A 13,160-nucleotide genomic window follows, 5' to 3' on the forward strand; every position below is an offset into this window, starting at 1 on the left:
ATCATTTCTTTTGCGCCGCCACTGGCAGCTGTATCTCAATGTTTTCCCAGGCGAGCGCGATCACGCCGCTGGTGTCCGGACCGGCCGTCACCGTATACGTCAGGCGCTGAACGGGTGCAGCCTTTTGCCGGGAGTGGCCCATCATGGAGCCGTGGGCATGATGATCGTGACTGGATGATTTTTCCTTCTTCACATGTCCTTTTCCGCAGGAAAAGAGCAGCAGCGCCAGGCTGCCGGTAATCCAGTTTCGTTTCATATCCGTCAGTATGTTTCGGCAAATCGCGGATCGGTCACGAATTGCTGGTCGTTTAATGTTTTCAGGAATGCCAGAAGATCTGCACGGTTTTCCGCCGTCAGCGGTAGCCCCGGTTGGCCGTCCTGTTTCAGCGCCGGGTCGAGGTTGGGCGTATTGCGGACGTTTTCAGCGTAATGCTCGAGGATGGCGTCCAGCGTGAGGAAGCGGCCATCGTGCATGTAGGGCGCCGTGTATAGGGTATTCCGCAGGCTCGGTACCTTGAATTTCAACCGGTCAGCTTCGTTCTGCGTCACCCCGAACCGCCCCGGATCGTTGTTCGGCCCTGCGCCGATACCGTTGTCGCGGTACGATTCATCGGTGAACAACGGCTCCTTGTGGCAGCTGGCGCAGTTGGTTTTGAACAGCGCATATCCGCGGGCTTCCGCTTCGGTGAACTGTTCGTTGTTTTCATTCCGCATCACCTTATCGTATTTGGAGTTGGCGCTCACCAGCATCACCATGAACTGCGACAGCGCTTTCATGATCCTTTCTGTATCGATCTCCTCCGAACCGAACGCCTTTTTGAACAGGCCGGGGTATTGCGGCTGCTCCCGGAGTTTTTTGATGACGTTTTCGATGGTCTCGTCCATTTCCACCGGGTTGTTGATGGGCACGATGGGTTGCAGGTCGAGGTTCGTCACGCCGCCGTCCCAGAAGAAGCTTTTCCCCCAGGCGATGTTCATGATCGCCTGGGAGTTGCGGGTACCCAGCCGGTCTTCGATGCCGTGGCTCACATCATGGCCGTGGTGTGTGAAGCCGGCCGACTGTATATGGCACGACCCGCAGCTGATCGTATTGTTCCTGGAAAACCGGGGATCGTAAAACAGCTTCCTGCCCAGCTCGAACTTCGCTTCGGTGATGGCGTTGTTAGCGAAGCGATAGGTCGCCTCCGGGAAATTCGCCGGCCGGGAAAAGCCCTCGAACGCCTTCTTCGGCGGTTCCGCCCATTTTTTGGAGCAAGCCATCACGATGGCCGCGCCGCAGCATAAAATCAACCAGTATCTGCGTTGCATGGGATTAGTTTTCGGTGTGGTCATGGCGGAACATCGTTGCATAGTTATTGGCCATTTTGATGCTGATGTCGTTGAGCATGATCATCGGCCATTCCGCGATACTGAAATCATGGGTGCCGGTGAACGCTTTGGAGATATCCGCCATCAGGTGGATGTTGGCTTCGCGGCCCTGGCGCACTTTGGCCACGCCGCCGGCGCGCAGGTCGATGGTCACGGTTTTGATGTTGTTGAAATTCGGGGAACCGTAGCCGCCGATATGGTAGCGGTATTTATGCTGCCCGGTACCGTCTACCGGCGCGGCAGACGAAATGCCTTCCAGCTTCAGGAAGATGTAACCCATCGTCCAGCCCCAGTACATGCCGTCTTCCATGCCGCCCGCCGGGTCGAGGACGCCCTTTCGCTTGCTGAGGTCCATCGTGTGTCGGAGGCTGTCTACCCCGAGCGTGAAGGTGAGGGAGGTGTATTCGCCTTCGGGTACTTTTACCCGCGCGAACCGGGTGGCGGGGTCGCTTTCGCGGATGAGGAAGTAGCTGCTGTCTTGCGGAACCACGTACTCGGTGCCGTCGGCCTTTTTTACGCTGATGTTGCTGATGAAGTATTGCAGGATGCTCACGGAGAAGGTTTCACCTTTGGCGTTTTTGTAGACGCCGGTATTGAGCTGGAGGTTTTGTCCGCCGACGATGTTGTCGAACTCGACAGACAGCGGCGCCAGGGTATTGCTACCCGCGGGCGTGGTTTCCTTCTCTTTGCTGCAGGCGGCGAGGATCAGGAGGCTCGCAATAGCGGGTAGGATCATGTTGGAGAAGTATTTCATGTGAATGGATTTACAATGTTTTGGAATGTGTCAACACAAAGCAGGCCGGTAAACTGATAATTGCGGCCACTGATCGTGAAACTTTTATTCAGCTCGAAATCTTCGGCTCCTACGCGGGCATCGAACGATAATGTGGCTTTGCCGTTGTATTCGGTTTTATCGTCGTCTTTAGAACATGCGGAAAGACAGGTGATAGCAGACGCGGTGAGCAGTAAATACTTTTTCATGTAAGGTGCTGGTAATTTTTATGTTGGAAATGGATGGGTATGGGCATACCTTCTCCCGGCGCCGGACGTTCCGGTTTTTGCATGCCGTAGCCCCGTAAGGGGATGGCGATGCAACCGGAGGATATCCAGCGCAAAAAATCAATCGTGCCGGTAGTTCCGGCAGGCGTTGAGCGGAAAGGAAATGCAATGAAAATCGCGATGCGCGCGGTCAGGCAGACCTACGGCATGGTACGATCCGTAATGGGAAGGGATCAGGCTATCGGAGGGTGAAAAATGCCATGCGCGAAGCCGGCGGCGGACCTGTTGTCCTGGAAAGATCGGTGAGAAAGGGAAGATCCGTCCACATCGTCCAGTTGAAGAACGGCAACGGGTTGGTAAATGTCGAAGGAAATGGATTTGATGCCCGTCTTGGAGCTTTGGGGATCAGGTGTTTCGCCGGAGCGTTCGATCTGTTTGGAAAGATGGCACTTGCCGCCACATTGCATGATCGGCTTGTCGCGGTTCTCGCAAAGGTTGGCAGCGATGAAAGCCTTATTCAGCTGATATTCCAGGCACATGATGGGCAGCGCCATGGTTTTCACCAACAGCAATGCCTGAGCATAGAACACCGCGATATATCTGAACAGGTTATTCATTCCGAAGTGCGAAAATACGCAATACAAATAAAAATGAAATGATTGATATCATTTTTCGGGGTGTCCCATATATTTTGTCCACGAGCGAGACATGCCCTGCCCCGGCATTTTTATCTGCAGATCAACATGCCGTTAACATGAACCGGAAAGTGGTCCCCTTGCCAGGCTCGCTTTGTATCGAAATCGTAGTCTGATGGAGGTCGAGTATTTTCTTGACGATCGCCAGGCCCAGCCCGATCCCTTTGCTTTCTCCATGTTGCGGTAGCTGCTTGTATCGCTCGAAAATGAGTGTCTGCTGCTCATGCGGAATGCCGTCCCCATCGTCCCAAACGGCGATTTCTATCTGGGTGGCGGTCCGCTGGCTGAGCAGTATCCGGATGCTGCCGCCGGGATGGGTGAATTTCAGGGCATTGTCCAGCAGGTTCTGGATCACCCGTTCCATCTGTGCGATATCGGCCAGCACATGCGGGAGGCCGGGAGGGGCCTCCATGCGCAGCGACACGTTTTTGTTCCGGGCCATCAACTGGTATTTGGTGACGATGTCGTTCACCAGTTCGCTCACAAAAACCGGTTCGAGCACGGGGCCGGATTGACCAGCCTCCAGTTTGGAATATTCAAATAACTGCGATACGAGCCGGGAAAGGTTTTGGGAACTGTCGTGCACGATGCCCAGGAATTTCTGCTGTTCTTCCGGCGAAAGGCGGTCTTGCCGGATCTGGAGCGTCTCGATATATCCCTGCATGATCGCCAGCGGCGTCCGCAGGTCGTGGGAAACGTTGGCGATCAGTTCCTGGCGCAATTTGTCTGTCGCAGCCAGCTGTTCCATGTTCCGGACGATCGTATCCGCCATTTGGTTGAACGTGGAAGTCAGGACCCCGAGGCTTCCTCCGCCATGTTCCGGAACGCGGGCGGAATGTTCGCCGTCCTTGAAACGTTGCACTACCTCCGCGGCCTTGCGCAGGTTGCTGTTGATGAGCCGCCAGGTGATGATCGCAACGATAATGGCCGAGACCAGCGTAAGTACGAGCATAATACTGCCGAGTTGCAGGAAGAACCAGCGGTTGCGGCCCTCCAGGGCGGAGCTTTGCAGCTTGCTGGCCAGCACGGCATACACATATCCGGCCAGCTTGCCGTTTTCATAGACCGGCGCCGCGGAAAAAATGCTGGCTTCGCCCGGTTGCCGGGGATTGCTGCCCGTAATATAGTTCCGGCCTTTTTGGGAGATATAATGCTGCACGGGGGCCAGGTCTACCCGGTCTGTCAGCACAGATGCCCTGGGGACCACGAAATCGATGATCCCGCCTTCCTTATCCAGCAGGTATACCTCTACCGAAGGGTTGATGACCATCGTGGAATGGATGATCTCGTGCATCACGGCCGTGTCGGACTTCCCGTTGCGGATCGGCTGCGTGGTTGACGCGAGATGCGAAGCGATGTTACCGTACAGTTGCTGGTTCACTTCGTAATAATACTGGCGCGAGATCCGGGAGGCCATAAAGAGGTAGACGATCCCCAGGATCACCAGCCATACGGTAAAAACGATGGAAATTTTCCAGAATAGCGCGTTGCCGCGCGGCCATTTGATTTGCATGACAGGCATTTACATTTCTTCATTGAACCGGTAACCGACGCCCCAGGTCGTCAGTATATATCTTGGCTCCGCGATATCCGGCTCTATTTTACTTCGAAGCCGGTTGATGTGGGAGTTGACCGTATGTTCGTAGCCGTCGAAATCATACCCCCAGACGAGGTTCAGCAACCGTTGCCGGCTATAGCTCTTGCCGGGGTTCGATGCCAGTAAAACGAGCAGGTCGAACTCCCTGGGCGACAACTCTATCCTCAATTTCCCGAGCGTCACCTTCCGCATGTCCACATCAACTTCCAGCTCCCCGAAACGAAGCACAGCGCCGGATTGCAGGCCCGTACCGGCGTCTTTCGGCAGTTCGTTCCGCCGGAAAATGACCTTCACCCGGGCGAGGAATTCACGGATGCTGAAGGGTTTGGTCAGGTAATCGTCTGCACCGGTCTCCAGGCCGAGGACTTTATCGATCTCTTCCGATTTCGACGTCAGGAAGATGATAGGCGTTTCCCGGTCTTTCTGGCGGACGAGCCGGCAAATTTCCATACCGTTGATGCCCGGCAGCATAATGTCGAGCACGATGAGCTGGAATTTGGTCTGGTGGATTTTTTCCATCGCATCGAACCCGTTACGGGCGTCGTTCACTTCGCAGCCCAGGTCGGTCAGGTGCATACGGAGCAACTCCACGATATTGGGGTCATCTTCCACGACCAGCACTTTATGCATTTTTTACAGTATTGATGGACCGAAAATCGGCAATTCCCGCCAGAAAAATGGCGCCGTGATACTTTTGTTATACTTCCGGGAAGGCGGTGGGACAGTTTTCAGGTTGATTTGCCATATGAAAGCTATTGTTCACCAAAAACATTCCCATGGAAAAAACAGGTAAATCCGTTCTCCTGCTGGCAACTTCCGTGTCTTTGCTTGCCGCCTGCCACAAAGACGACGACATGCCGATGATGAAGGAAAAAACGGTCATGGTAGAAAACGTATTGCAGGCCAAAAACCTCGTGGAATCCGGTGCCTTCGTGGGCCCTGGGAAGCCAGGTACGCCGCCGGTCGTTTTCCCGGGGCAGGAAGTCGCCTTTTCTTTCTCCGCCGGCAAAGGGCAGGCGGTATCTTTTGCGACGATGTACGGTTGGTCTAACGACCTCTTTTTCGCACCCGCCAACCCCGGCATCGCCCTGTACGATGCCATGGGAAAACCCCTGGAAGGCGACGTTTCCGGCCAGTTGCGGTTGTGGGACAACGGTTCCCGCGTCAACCAGTCGCCCGGCGCTTCCGTTACCCATCCCGGTACGCCGGAAAGCAAGCCCGTGGCAGAAGTCGGAGCTGCAGACGCGCAGGGGAATACATACCTGCCGGCGTCGAGCCTGATGAAATGCATGTTGAAATACGACGGCAATTCCCGGTTTACCCTTACCATCCGCAACGTTTCCGGCGGAACGGCGAACGAAACACCGTTCAGCCCTGGCGTATGGGCCGTATCTAACATATTGGGCGGCAATTTGCTGAACGGCATGCCGTTATACGAATCAGGAAAACCTTCGGCCAACGGGCTCACCCCATTGGCTGAATCGGGGAACAACCAGATGCTGGCAGAATATGCGGCGATGCAGACCGGCATCCTGACCCCGTTGTCGCCCATACTGATCGTTGTTTACAGGGGCAACGAGAACCCCTTGTTCATGGTCGGGGAGAAAGACCGCGGCAAGGGGCTGGCAGACCTGGCGCAGAAAGGCGACGCGTCCAAACTGGAAAGTTCATTGAAACTGGTGGCGGGCGTTAGGCATGTGTATGTCGCAAAGGCGGCGAACACCGGCGTATTGCTCCCGGTTTTAGGCCAATCGGCAGGAGGCAGCATCTCACAGCGGATTTCGTTCGAGCCCGGCGACCGGGTCACGTTCGCGACGATGTTCGGCTATTCCAACGACTGGTTCTATTCCTTTGGCGCAGACGGCATCATGGCGGGCGTAGCCGGCAACCAGACCGATAAGGTGACTTTATACGATAACGGTACGGCGGTGGACCAATATCCCGGAGCGGGCAATAGCCAGGGAGCCTTCGGCGGAGCCCCGCAAACGCCGGAAAGCCTGCCGATAACGGAAGTTTCGGGGGAAATGTACCCGGTGCCCGCGCCCGGGGCCGTCCTCAGGTTTACCATCACGAATTGACGAACGGTGAATAATGACGAATCGGGGAAGGACCGCCCGCCACGGGTGGCCTTCCTTTTTTACGAAATCTTACATACAAAAAAAGCGGATGAAACTGATATTTTCGATGCTGTCTTGCCTGATCCTGGGTAGCAGCCACCTTTTTGGACAATCGCTGCCGGCCACGGCAGCGGACGTACGGCCCCTGCCCGTGGGGGCGCCGGTGCCGGATATTTCGGTGACGGCGGTTACGGGAGAAACGGTGGGCATGAAATCCCTGCTGGGCGGGAAGCCTACCGTGCTGGTATTTTACAGGGGCGGCTGGTGCCCGTATTGCAACCGTCAGCTCGCAGACCTGGCGGTAGTGGAAAAAGACCTGAAGGCGATGGGGTACCAGGTGGTGGCCGTCAGCCCGGACGCACCGGAGCAATTAAGGGCTTCCGGAGAGAAGTGGGATTTGGGTTACCGACTGTATTCCGACGCGCCCGGCAAGCTGATCCGTGCGATGGGGCTGGCATTTGCAGTGCCTGAAAACTACCGGGGCATCATCCGGGACGCATCCGGTGGCTTGAATATGGATGTACTGCCGGTCCCGGCCGTTTTCCTGCTAGATGGGCAAGGGAAGATCACCTACGTTTATTTTAATCCCGACTTCAGGGAACGCTTGTCTGGCGAAAAACTGCTGGCTGAAGCGAAGGCGTTTCGTGGAAAGCCGTAGGCGTTGGTTGCGGTACATGGCGGTTGCGTTGTAGTATCTCCTTCGCGACATTGCCTGTGAACAGGCTCGTCAGCCAGGTGGTGCGGCCGTTGCAGGTTTCCGGGAAACAATGCCGGCCGGCTTATCCTTCCTGGTCCGAGTACTGTTGCAGCAATTGCCTGTAGCTGTTCAGGACCTTCGATTTCGATATGAAGCCTAACAGCTTTCCATCCTTCAAAACCGGAAGGTTCCACATTTGGGTATCGTCCAGCTTCTGCATGGCCGACCTTACGCTTTCGTCCGGGTCAACGACCGCCGGCGGGACTTTTATCAATTCCTTAACCTTCACGGTGTCGTAAAGATTCGGATTGAAGATGACGGGGCGTATATCTTCCAGTGTGATGGTGCCCTCGAAGAAATTTTCCTGGTTTACTACCGCCACGATATTGCGGTTGCTTTGCCGGACGAGGTCGATCAATTCCCGTAGCGTTGCGTGGCTGTTGATCTGCAAGACGTCGGTCTCGATGAGGTTTTTCAGCTTCAGGACAGACAGGAAGTTCCTGTCGTGCTCATGGGTGAAGATCTTGTCTTCCTTGGCCAGCTCCATCAAATCAGGCGAGATCGGCGAGAACCATTTCCCGATGAGGTAGGCGATGATGGATACGATCATCAGGGGAATGAAAAGATCGTACCCCGAGCTGGATTCCGCGATGAGGAAAATGGCCGTAAGCGGCGCATACAGCACTCCGCTCATCACACCTGCCATGCCTACGATCACCAGGTTGGCGACCGGCACGTCGTTCATTCCGGACAGGACGCAGATGATGGAAAAAAAGTAGCCGAGAAATCCGCCAGCGAAGAGGGATGGCGCGAAATTCCCGCCATTGCCGCCGCCGTGTATGGTGCATGCGGTGGCGAAGACTTTCATCAGGCAGATGCAGCCCATGAAAACCAGCAATATCCAGTTGCCGGCCGGGAGAAAGCGGGAAAAGCTGTTTTGGATCATGAAGTTGGCATTGCCGTCTACCAATGATTTGACCGAAAGATACCCTTCACCGAACAGCGGCGGGAACAGTACGCAAAGCGCCGAAACGATACATCCGGCCAGGATCGCCTTGTTCAGCTTGCTCCATGACAGGTGATGGAAGAAAAGTTCGATTTTACGGGAAACGACGACAAAATACCGGGCGTATAACCCGCACAGCAAGCCCAGGCACAGATAATACGGCAGATTATGATAATTGAACGCCTGTCGCGACTGGAAATGGAAAAGCACGTTTTCCTGCAGGATGATCTTGGACAGCAGGCTGCCGCAAACCGCCGCCAGGATCAGCGGGATGAAATCGGAGAATACGACCCCGGCCAACAGGATCTCGAACGCGAACATGACCCCGGCGATGGGGGCGTTGAAAGCCGCGGCGATACCGGCAGACGCGCCGGCGGCAAGGAGCAGGGTCCTTTCCTGGTATCCCAGCCGGTATGTCTGCGCATAGTTCGACCCGATCGCCCCGCCTGTAACCGCTATGGGGCTTTCCAGCCCGGCAGAGCCGCCCAGGCCCACCGTTACCGCGCTTTGGAGTATCTGGGAATACATTTTAACGCCGGGAACGATACTGCTGTTCTGCGCGATTTCATACAGGATGGCGGGAATCCCTTTCCTCGCCTGACCTTTGAAGAACCATATCACAATCAGCGTGGTGAGCACTACGCCCAGGAATGGAAATATCGCGTAGAAAAACACCTGCGCGGTGAAATGTACTTTCTGCGTGATAACGTAGTGGATATAGTGGACGAGCATTTTCAGCAGCACGCCGGCCAGGCCCGCGGCCATTCCCACCAGTATGCCGGAAAAAATGAGGAACTGCCGCCGGTTCATTTTGCTGCGAAGCCAATGCAGGATGATCTCGTAACTCCTTGCTTTCCGGATGCTGTACCGCTCAAATTCGCGCTTGAACTTGAAAAAGCCGTGATGGTGGCGAATGAATTTAAAATGCTTCATTGTTTTGATGTATCGTTCCTTTTACGAAAGCCGTCAGCTGGCCGGCCGGGATTTCCGGAGCCAAACGATCCCGGCTATCCCCGACAGTACAGACGCCAGCAGGATGCCGTATTTCGACTGGTCTACCATGGCCGGGTCGCTGAATGCCAGCCCGGTAATGAAAAGTGACATGGTGAACCCGACACCGGCCAGCAGGGCCACGCCGGAAATGTGCCTCCAGGTGGATTGTTCCGGCAGCTTCGCCAATTTCAACCGCACCATGAGCCAGGTGAAAAGCAGGACGCCCGCGAATTTTCCGATCACCAAACCTGTTGCCACCCCGATACTGACCGGGTTTAGCATCGACGTGAAGAAATCCCTGCCGATATGCATCCCGGAGTTCGCGAGGGCAAACAAGGGCATGATGACGAATGCGACCCAGGGATGGAGCGCATATTCGATTTTCTGGAGCGGCGTTTCGGCGTCCAGGCTGATCTTTTTAATGCTCTCGATCGTGCGGTGCTGTTCGTAGGTAGTAAGTGTGCTGGCCTGCGGAATAGCGTTCCGGAAAGATTCGGTATGCGCTTCCATGCTGTTTATATATTCCTCTTCGTCGATTTTGGTGCGGGCGGGGATCATAAATGCCACCAGCACACCAGCGATCGTGGCATGGACGCCAGACATGAGAAATCCTGACCATACGCCCAGGCCCACCAACAGGTAGAACAAGGTACTGCGGATACCCAGCAGGTTGCCCACCCATAAAATGACGAGTAAAACGCCCGCGATCGTCAGCGGGACCCAAACGATGTGGCTGGTGTAGAAAATGGCGATCACCAATACGGCGCCGAGATCGTCGGCAACGGCCAGTGCTGAAAGGAATACCTTCACCGACGTCGGGATATGCCTGCCGGCCAGCGACAGCAGGGCGAGGGCAAACGCGATATCCGTCGCCATCGGGATGCCCCAGCCGTTTTCGGAAGGCAGCCCGGCGTTGAACGCGACATAGATGCCGGCCGGCACCAGCATCCCCCCAAGGGCCGCCATCATCGGCAGCGAGGCTTTGCCGAACGAGGAAAGCTCCCCGGCCATGAACTCCCGCTTCAATTCCAGGCCGATCACGAAAAAGAAAAGGGCCATCAGACCGTCGTTGATCCAGACGTGCAGCGGCTTGTTGAAAGCGTATTCCGCAAAGCTGATCCCGAAATTCGTTTCCCAGACATGGTGGTACGATTCCGCCCATTGGGAATTGGCCCAAAAAATAGCGATCACGACGCTGGCGAACAAAATGATGCCGCCGGTAAATTCCTGGTGTATGAACCTGCTGACAGGTTTTAAAAGTTGGTCTATGGGCGATTTGGCCATAACAAAAAGCGGAGCAAAGTTTTATGAATGTTTAAAGATACCAATATTCCGCTTTTTCTGATCGGAACAGGGTAATCCCCGGATGTTACCCTCAGAAAGCATAGGCGTTCTTGCCGGATGCAGCTACAGTAGCGGTCAACGCCTGTTTCATGAAATCATCCGCCCAAAAGTCTATGTCGAAGTGCTTCACCTGTTCATACAACCGCTCCATCCGCATGTTCTTTTCCTCGACAGGCAGCCGGAGCGCCTGCAGCAGGTTTTCCTTCATGGCTTTGGGGTCGTAGGGATTGGTGAGGATTACGTACGACAGCTCCACCGCGGCGCCGGCGAACTCGGAGAGGATCAGCACGCCCTTGTCGCCCGGGAGCTGCCCCTGTGCCGCCACGTATTCCTTTGCCACGAGGTTGAGCCCGTCGCGCAGCGGCGTGATCCAGGCGATATCGGCGGCACCGTAATAGACCAGGATCTCGTCGAACGGGAAGGACCTGAAAAACAAACGGATCGGCGTCCAGTTCATATTGGAATATTTTCCATTTATCCGGCCTACCGCGCTTTCCAGTTGCAATTTGATGGCGTCGTAGATTTTCATGCCTTTGGCGGGCGGGGTGCAGATGTTGACCAGCTCCACCTTGCCGTGGAATTCGGGATGTTCTTCCAGGAACTGCTCGAATGCGAGTATTTTCTCGAGGGGGCCTTTGACGTAATCGAGCCTTTCGGCGCTGAGGATCATCTTTTTTCCGTTCAGTTGCGCTTTCATGGCGTTCACCTTCCGCAGCATTTCCCCGTCGCTGAAAGCATCCCTGATGTATTCCACGTTGATGCCGACCGGTATGGCGCCGAGCCGCACCTCCCGTTGCGCCGTTTTGACGGCGGTAGTCATGCTGTCGATCCCCATGGTGGTGCCGTAGGTGAGGAACCGGGGCGCGCAATTCACTTTTTCGAGTGTTTCTATCGGAAACAGGCTGCGGGCCACATCCACGAAATTTTCTACGTAGCGTGGGATATGAAATCCGATAAAGTCGCATTGCAGCAGGCTGCCGATGATCTCGCGGCGCCATGGCAGGATGTTGAACGTGTTGGCGGCGGGAAAGGCCGTATGATGGAAGAAGGCGATATGAAGATCGGGGCGCATTTGCCGGAGGAAGCCGGGTACCAGCCAGAGATTGTATTCATGAATCCAGACAACGGCGCCCTGATCGGCCTGCTCCGCCGTCTTTTCGGCGAATTTCCGGTTGATGTTCACGAAATGTTCCCAATGGTCGTGGTTGAAATGCGCTTTGTCGATAAATGCGAAAATGGTGGGCCAGAACGCTTCTTTGGCGAACGACTTGTAAAATATCTCCACCTCTTTTTTGGTAAGCCCGATGCGCGACGCCATCAGGTTCGGATATTTTTCCTTATCGATATAAATGTTCCGCAGTATTTCACCTTCCTTTTCCACTTCTTCCCATGCCACCCATACGCCGGCCCTGCCGTTGGCGAAAAAGCCCTGCAATGTGGGGAGAATGCCGTTGGGGCTGGCGGGAGCGACCCTTTCCTCGCGGCCGTTGATGGTCACCTTTTCGTAGGGGAACCGGTGGTATAACATCAGCAGCTGCGGACTGTCCGATTTCGCCCGGGCAAAGATTTCCTCCGCCGGGTCTTTGAGGCTCATGGGGAATTCCGGAAAATGAGCGATGGCTTCGATGATACCGCCCGCACCGGCGGCATCCGCATAGTAAATCTGCCCGATCCCTTGCGTGGCCGCCACCAGCCTGGGTTCGGAGTTGCCGACCACGACTCCCTTGAACCCGCACTGGTACATGGCAAGATCGTTTTGCGTGTCTCCCGCCACCAGTACGTCTTCCCGGGCTATGCCCAGGTGGTCTACCAGTTTGGTGAGAGAGGACCCTTTATTGACACCCAGTGGCAGCACGTCCAGGAACTTGCCGGCGGAGTAAATGACGTCGCAGCCCAATTCCGCTACCGAATTTGTTACCGTTTCCACCAGTGCCTCTTCCGCAACGAAAAAGGAACATCTGCGTTGTTGGGGGACTTCCTGGTAAACGAGACCGGGAATATGTTTGAGGTGGTCGGCTATTTTCAACCTGCCGGGCCAATTCCTTTCGACGTCTGCCTGCAACGAAGCTACCGGGGCAAGCGTTTGCCCGTCCACGATGGTGGCGCCAACATCGCAGATGATATAATCCGGGTTGGGAATGATAGGGTCATTGAGAATAGGGATCACCGATTCCAGCCCCCTGCCGGTTACGAAAACCAGCTTGATATCCGAGTTTTCCCTTACGAGCCTGTAAAGTTGTTGCTTGTGAATACTCTTCCCTCCGAGGAATGTTCCATCCAGATCTGTCGCTAGTAACATGAAAATCAGATTATGTTATATTTATTAAAATTTTTCTTCCTGGAA

Annotated in this window: 12 protein-coding genes; 2 read left to right on the top strand and 10 right to left on the bottom strand. The window is 55.2% G+C overall.

All coding sequences use genetic code 11. The features are described from left to right. Position 1 precedes the first annotated feature (1 nt). From EJ361_RS13250 to EJ361_RS13280, 7 genes are all read right to left on the bottom strand, one after another. A complete protein-coding gene (locus EJ361_RS13250; protein ID WP_126246116.1) occupies positions 2 to 256 on the bottom strand; it encodes a hypothetical protein in 255 nt (84 codons plus the stop codon). A gap of 5 nt (positions 257 to 261) precedes the next feature. Further along, the gene (locus tag EJ361_RS13255; RefSeq protein ID WP_126246117.1) at positions 262 to 1,308 is read right to left on the bottom strand and encodes a cytochrome-c peroxidase; all 1,047 of its coding nucleotides are present in this window, start codon (positions 1,306 to 1,308) and stop codon (positions 262 to 264) included. Positions 1,309 to 1,312: 4 nt separating this feature from the next. Further along, positions 1,313 to 2,122 (bottom strand): MbnP family protein, encoded by an 810-nt coding sequence (locus EJ361_RS13260; protein ID WP_126246118.1) that lies wholly within the window; start codon positions 2,120 to 2,122, stop codon positions 1,313 to 1,315. Then, on the bottom strand, positions 2,119 to 2,349 hold the full coding sequence (locus tag EJ361_RS13265) for a hypothetical protein (protein WP_126246119.1): 231 nt from the start codon (positions 2,347 to 2,349) through the stop codon (positions 2,119 to 2,121). Before EJ361_RS13265 ends, EJ361_RS13260 begins: the two co-directional genes overlap by 4 nt. 251 nt (positions 2,350 to 2,600) lie before the next feature. Next, complete coding sequence (locus EJ361_RS13270; protein ID WP_126246120.1) at positions 2,601 to 2,984, bottom strand: hypothetical protein; 384 nt, start codon at positions 2,982 to 2,984, stop codon at positions 2,601 to 2,603. Between the two features lie 121 nt (positions 2,985 to 3,105). Then, entirely contained in the window at positions 3,106 to 4,575 is a 1,470-nt protein-coding gene (locus tag EJ361_RS13275; RefSeq protein WP_126246121.1) for a HAMP domain-containing sensor histidine kinase, read from the bottom strand. A 9-nt stretch (positions 4,576 to 4,584) separates the two neighbouring features. Continuing rightward, positions 4,585 to 5,289, bottom strand: a complete 705-nt coding sequence (locus tag EJ361_RS13280; protein WP_126246122.1) for a response regulator transcription factor — start codon at positions 5,287 to 5,289, stop codon at positions 4,585 to 4,587. 146 nt (positions 5,290 to 5,435) lie between these two features. Here EJ361_RS13280 and EJ361_RS13285 point away from each other — a divergent pair, with 146 nt between their 5' ends. Together EJ361_RS13285 and EJ361_RS13290 are read left to right on the top strand one after the other, a co-directional pair. Then, positions 5,436 to 6,737 (top strand): spondin domain-containing protein, encoded by a 1,302-nt coding sequence (locus EJ361_RS13285; RefSeq protein ID WP_126246123.1) that lies wholly within the window; start codon positions 5,436 to 5,438, stop codon positions 6,735 to 6,737. A gap of 88 nt (positions 6,738 to 6,825) precedes the next feature. Further along, positions 6,826 to 7,434 (top strand): peroxiredoxin-like family protein, encoded by a 609-nt coding sequence (locus EJ361_RS13290; protein WP_164714219.1) that lies wholly within the window; start codon positions 6,826 to 6,828, stop codon positions 7,432 to 7,434. A 121-nt stretch (positions 7,435 to 7,555) separates the two neighbouring features. On the opposite strand, the gene EJ361_RS13295 is transcribed toward EJ361_RS13290, so the two are convergent. The 3 genes from EJ361_RS13295 to ggpS form a co-directional block, all read right to left on the bottom strand. After that, a complete protein-coding gene (locus EJ361_RS13295; RefSeq protein WP_126246125.1) occupies positions 7,556 to 9,412 on the bottom strand; it encodes a chloride channel protein in 1,857 nt (618 codons plus the stop codon). 33 nt (positions 9,413 to 9,445) lie between these two features. Then, positions 9,446 to 10,756 carry a Na+/H+ antiporter NhaA gene (gene nhaA, locus EJ361_RS13300; RefSeq protein ID WP_126246126.1) on the bottom strand — a complete coding sequence of 437 codons (1,311 nt, stop codon included), beginning with the start codon at positions 10,754 to 10,756 and terminating at the stop codon, positions 9,446 to 9,448. A gap of 91 nt (positions 10,757 to 10,847) precedes the next feature. Continuing rightward, the gene (gene ggpS, locus EJ361_RS13305; protein ID WP_126246127.1) at positions 10,848 to 13,115 is read right to left on the bottom strand and encodes a glucosylglycerol-phosphate synthase; all 2,268 of its coding nucleotides are present in this window, start codon (positions 13,113 to 13,115) and stop codon (positions 10,848 to 10,850) included. Positions 13,116 to 13,160 lie beyond the last annotated feature (45 nt).

Source organism: Chitinophaga rhizosphaerae, from assembly GCF_003958645.1.
Taxonomy (GTDB): Bacteria; Bacteroidota; Bacteroidia; order Chitinophagales; family Chitinophagaceae; genus Chitinophaga; species Chitinophaga rhizosphaerae.